The 4,752-nt window shown below is 45.5% G+C and carries 5 protein-coding genes; all 5 read left to right on the top strand.

Annotation, left to right across the window (positions count from 1 at the left end; translation table 11 throughout):
- A partial coding sequence (locus A1D16_RS01235; RefSeq protein ID WP_290706948.1) for an FtsW/RodA/SpoVE family cell cycle protein occupies positions 1-191 on the top strand: 191 nt, incomplete at its 5' end.
- Positions 184-1,266 carry an undecaprenyldiphospho-muramoylpentapeptide beta-N-acetylglucosaminyltransferase gene (murG, locus tag A1D16_RS01240; RefSeq protein WP_290706950.1) on the top strand — a complete coding sequence of 361 codons (1,083 nt, stop codon included), beginning with the start codon at positions 184-186 and terminating at the stop codon, positions 1,264-1,266. The genes A1D16_RS01235 and murG, both read left to right, overlap by 8 nt.
- A gap of 2 nt (positions 1,267-1,268) precedes the next feature.
- Positions 1,269-2,654 (top strand): UDP-N-acetylmuramate--L-alanine ligase, encoded by a 1,386-nt coding sequence (murC, locus tag A1D16_RS01245; protein ID WP_290706953.1) that lies wholly within the window; start codon positions 1,269-1,271, stop codon positions 2,652-2,654.
- Positions 2,644-3,591: a cell division protein FtsQ/DivIB gene (locus A1D16_RS01250; protein WP_290706955.1), complete on the top strand. Its 948-nt coding sequence runs from the start codon at positions 2,644-2,646 to the stop codon at positions 3,589-3,591. The genes murC and A1D16_RS01250 overlap by 11 nt, the downstream gene beginning before the upstream one ends.
- 31 nt (positions 3,592-3,622) lie before the next feature.
- The coding region (gene ftsA / locus A1D16_RS01255; protein WP_290706957.1) for a cell division protein FtsA at positions 3,623-4,752 on the top strand (1,130 nt) is incomplete at its 3' end.

The raw sequence follows: 4,752 nt of genomic DNA on the forward strand, positions 1-4,752 counted from the left end.
TGAATGTTAACCTGTTCCCGGTTACCGGGGTTACACTTCCGTTGATCAGTATGGGTGGCAGCTCCTTTTTATTCACCTGTGTGGCCATTGGTATAATACTGAGTGTTTCTCGCTTTGTAGAAAAAAACCAGGAAGAGGGGAAGGAAGATATTGCTGATGATGAAGAAGAAAAGGAGGTGGACAATGCCTAAACGAATTGTTATAGCAGGTGGAGGAACAGGCGGGCATATTTTCCCGGCCATTGCTATTGCCAATGCTATCAAAAAAAAGGATCCGGCTGTCGAAATTCTTTTCATTGGCGCCAAAGGAAAAATGGAAATGGAAAAGGTTCCGCAGGCAGGGTATAGAATAGAAGGCCTGGATATTGCAGGTTTTAACCGTAGTTCATTGCTCAAAAATATTTCACTGCCCTTCAAACTCATTCGTAGTTTTTTCCAGGTTCGGGCAATTTTCGCCCGTTTTCAACCCGATGCCGCCATTGGTGTAGGTGGCTATTCGAGTTTTCCGGTATTGAAATATGCCCAGGAAAATGGAATCGCAACCTATATACATGAGGCAAATTCATTCGCGGGTAAGGCCAACCAGCTCCTGGGAAAAAAAGCAAAGATGGTATTTGTGGCAACCGCTGGTATGGAGGCTTTTTTCCCGGTAGATAAACTGGTGGTAACTGGTAACCCGGTACGCTCAACCATTGTCAACAGCCGGTTGTCGAGAGAAGAAGCGATTCGTTTTTTTGGATTGGATCCGGCGCTGCCTGTGATTTTATCGGTAGGAGGGAGCCTTGGTGCAAAAACCATCAATGAAGCCATTGCAGGCGGACTTGAACAACTCGAAACTGCCGGCATTCAGCTGATCTGGCAAACCGGAAAATCGTACCTGCCTGCAGCGCAATCGGTAACTACCGGCAGAAAATCCGTTTGGGTAAGCGATTTTATCAAAGAAATGGACTATGCCTATGCCGCTGCCGACCTGGTAGTGTCAAGAGCCGGGGCAATGAGCATTGCAGAAATTTGTGTAGTGCAGAAGCCACCTGTATTGGTTCCTTATCCATATGCAGCCGAAGATCATCAAACGGTAAATGCCTTATACCTGGTAAGTGCTGGTGCGGCAGAAATAGTGCGAGACCAGGAAGCTGCCGGAAACCTGGTTTCAACCATTTTGGAACTGGCAGGTGATTCAGATAAAAGAGCCTCCATGTCTGCCAGGCTGGGCGCGTTGGCTATTCGAAATGCAGACGAACTAATTGCTAATTATATAGTACAATAAACTTGGTATCAGTTAAAGACATACAAACAGTTTACTTTATCGGCATCGGTGGTATCGGTATGAGCGCGCTTGCCCGGTATTTTAATGCGCTGGGAAAAGCAGTCAGCGGGTATGACAAAACACCTACTCCTTTAACAGCCCAGTTGCAATCGGAGGGTATCCATATTCATTTTGAAGAGCGCCCGGACCTTATTCCCGCCAACCCTGACCTGGTTGTGTATACACCCGCGGTTCCGGCACAACACCTGGAACTGGTGTATTATCAGCAAAAGGGAATTCCTGTATTGAAACGAAGTGAAGTATTGGGTATTATCAGTAATAGTTCCTTTAATATTTGTATTGGCGGAACGCATGGTAAAACCACCACTACTACCATGACGGCCCATTTACTGCGGCATAGTGGCTTCGGTTGTAATGCATTCCTGGGAGGAATCAGTGTGAATTACAATACCAATTTCTGGAGCGATCCCCGTAATGTGGCAGTGATTGAGGCCGATGAGTACGATAGGAGTTTCCTGCGCCTTCATCCGGATATTGCCGTGATCAGTTCAATGGATCCCGATCACCTGGATATTTATGGTACCGAGGAGAAATTGCAGGAGGCATTTGTAGACTTCAGTAAACGGCTGAAGCCTCAGGGTATGCTTTTCAGCAAATACGGTTTGCCAAAAGGAAATGAGCTTAGCGCCAACAAACATTATACCTATAGCCTGGATAACCGGCTGGCCGATATATATGCCGAAGATATCCGTATGGCAGATGGTAGCTACACGTTTTCTGTATCGTTGCCTGGAAAAAAAATAGAAGCGGTTCAATTGCATATGGGTGGTATGCATAATGTGGAGAATGCACTGGTATCAATTGCTATAGCCGATCAGTTAGGTATTGAACCGGAAAAAATAAAGGAAGCAGTTGCTAGTTTTAAAGGGGTAAAAAGAAGGTTTGAGTACGTTCTTAAAACTTCTCGCATGGTCTTTGTTGATGATTATGCACATCATCCCGAAGAATTGAAAGCACTACTTACTGGAGCCAAAGCGCTATTCCCCGGAAGAAGATGTACGGTTCTTTTTCAGCCACATTTGTTTTCCAGGACCAATGATTTACAGGATGGTTTTGCAGCAGCCTTAAACCTGGCCGACCAGGTACTGCTTTTACCCATTTATCCCGCAAGGGAATTGCCTATGCCAGGCGTAACCAGCGCGTTGATAGCTGGTAAAATTCAGCCGGGTAAAGTGGTTTTGCTGGACAAAAATGAATTGACAGATTATATAAAAAATACCTGGAAGGCAGGGAGTGATCAACCGGAGTTGTTTATTACCGCAGGTGCGGGTGATATTGATGCGCTTGTTCAACCCCTTGCCGGTTTATTAGAAGCATATGCCGGATAAAAAAATCAGTATACGAAAAGTGATGATAGCCCTCGGCTGGATGCTGGTGGGTTCCACCCTGCTCGTATTATTGATTGCGGCCATCAATAAAACCAATGATGCCACTTGCTCGGGAATTCATATAGAAATAAAAGGCACTGGTGATCATCGATTTGTTGAGCAGGCAGATCTGCTGACCATAATTGGCGCGAAGTCTGGGAAATCCTTTACGGGAAAACCGATGAAGTCGATCGATCTCAGGAAACTGGAAACGGGTATACGGAAAAATGTATGGGTTAGAGAAGCGGAAATTTTTTTCAATGCCGACCGTGAACTGGAGATTTTGGTAACTGAAAGAACGCCGGTAGCCCGCGTTTTTACAGCTAATGGGATGACCTGGTACATGGATACAGCGGGTGCTTATTTACCGGTTGTAACAGGAAAAACCCCGGTTAAGCTTCCGGTTATTACAGGAATGCCCGAAAAATTGATGAAAAAACGCCGGGGAGACAGCAGCCTCATAGCGCGTGTTCTGAACATCGTAGATTACCTGAAGGCAGATGTTTTCTGGAATGCCCAAATTGAACAGTTGGTGTATACACCAGAAAAGAATATTGAACTGATACCCCTGGTAGGTAGTCACCGGATACTGTTCGGAGATGGTTCAAATGCAGCAGAAAAGTTCCATCGGCTGAAGGTTTTTTATGAAGAAGTGCTGATGAAAACAGGCTTTGAGTACTATGCTACCATCGATGTCGGATTTGCCGGCCAGGTAGTGGGAACCAGGGCCTCCGGAATATCCACATCCGTGGATAAAAATAAACTGCCTTACAAGCTTACTGCAACACCTTTGCAGGTTAATAATCCAATATCTTCCGAAAGAACCGTTGTTCCCCGTCCGTCTCCTGCGTCAACCAATGCCCAACGCACACCCAAAGCGGTTATGCGAAGGCAATAAAAACTTTCGAAACAACTAAAAACAAGATAGAATGAAGAACGAACAACCCATAATTGTAGGGCTCGATATTGGTACAACCAAGATTGCTGCCATTGCGGGTCGTAAGAATGAGTTTGGAAAACTGGAGATTCTGGGTTTCGGTCGGGCTAACAGCAATGGGGTAAAACATGGCCAGGTATTGAATATTGATGAAACGATCAAGGCCATTGCGGCTGCGCTGGAAAATTGCTATGCTTCCAATCCTGATTTACAGATTAATGAAGTATATGTTGGCATTGCCGGCCATCATATCAAAAGCCTGCAGACCAGAGGAGATATTGTACGGCAAACCAATGATGAGGAAATCTCTCAGCGGGAAATTGACCAGCTGATTGCCGATCAGTATAAAACCTATATTCCTGCAGGTGATCAGATCATCGATGTTATTCCGCAGGAATTTACCGTAGATAATTTTCAGAACATTCCCAACCCGATTGGTTATGGCGGAGTAAAAGTGGGTGCTAACTTCCACATAATTACCGGCGATAAAAATGCCATCCGAAATATTAACCGGGCTGTTGAAAAAAGTGGCCTGCATACCAAAGACCTGGTATTGCAGCCCCTGGCATCTGCTGCAGCGGTAATGGGGCAGGAAGATATTGAAGCAGGTGTGGCCATTGTAGATATTGGCGGCGGTACAACCGACCTGGCCGTTTTTTACGAAGGAATTCTGAAACACACTGCAGTAATTCCTTTTGGGGGAGAAAATATCACCAATGATATTAAAACGGGTTTGGGTGTATTAAAAACCCAGGCAGAGCAAATGAAAGTTCAGTTTGGATCTGCCCTGGCCAATGAAGCCAAGGCCAATGCGTTTATCACCATCCCTGGTATGCGCGGCTTGCCTCCAAAAGAAATTTCGGTTAAAAACCTGGCCAATATTATCCAGGCCCGCATGAGTGAGATCATGGATTTTGTAACCTATCACCTGAAACAGGTTGGAATGGACAGCCGTATGCTCAATGGAGGAATTGTATTAACAGGCGGCGGTTCCCAGCTCAAACACCTGATACAGTTAACAGAGTACGTAACGGGCCTGAATGCAAGAATCGGTTACCCGAATGAACATTTATCGCCCAATCATACCGATGAGCTTACAAAGCCGATGTACTCTACCTGTAT

Origin of the sequence: Flavihumibacter sp. CACIAM 22H1 (genome assembly GCF_001601815.1) — a bacterium.
In the GTDB taxonomy this organism is placed as follows: domain Bacteria; phylum Bacteroidota; class Bacteroidia; order Chitinophagales; family Chitinophagaceae; genus Flavihumibacter.